Raw genomic sequence first — 639 nt, 5'->3', positions numbered from 1 at the left:
TTAAAAAACTTACAAGCCTTGGTTTTGGAACGAGAGCGACGCCAGAGGAAAAAGCCCTGGTAGTCCAAAAACTGAGGCCGAAATATCGATTGTCTGTTCTGCTTGAAATCGCTCAGCTGCCCCGTGCCACCTTCTACTACCACCGAAAGCGGATGCACAGGACAGATAAATACGCACAAGCAAAGACAGAGATTTCTGCTATCTACCACGAAAATAAAGGTCGGTATGGCTACCGGCGTATCACGATTGCGCTTCGCAGCAGAGGAATATATCTGAACCACAAGACAGTACAGAGACTCATGAAGCAGCTGAGACTGGTTTGTCATGTCAGAGTGAAAAAATATCGCTCTTACAAAGGAAATGTAGGCAAGGTTGCGTCCAATCTGCTGAACAGAGATTTTTACGCAGAAAAGCCAAATCAAAAGTGGGTCACCGATGTGACAGAGTTCAGTCTGTTTGGCCAGAAACTTTATCTTTCTCCTATTCTGGATCTGCACAACGGGTATTTGGTCAGCTATACCATCTCTGAACGGCCGGTTTTGAGTATGGTGACAACCATGCTTGACAAAGCTTTTGCAGTTATACCGGATGGAACCGGGCTGATTCTCCATTCCGACCAGGGCTGGCAATACCAGCACA

The 639-nt window shown here is 46.5% G+C and carries 1 protein-coding gene; it reads left to right on the top strand.

All coding sequences use genetic code 11. The features are described from left to right. Positions 1-89: 89 nt before the first annotated feature. On the top strand, positions 90-639 hold a 550-nt coding region (locus tag JCM17207_RS13215; RefSeq protein WP_238318090.1), incomplete at its 3' end, for an IS3 family transposase.

This window comes from Faecalibacterium gallinarum (assembly GCF_022180365.1).
Taxonomy (GTDB): domain Bacteria; phylum Bacillota; class Clostridia; order Oscillospirales; family Ruminococcaceae; genus Faecalibacterium; species Faecalibacterium gallinarum.
Note: the sequence above shows the minus strand (reverse complement) of the source record. Positions and strands in the feature narration are given on the sequence as shown.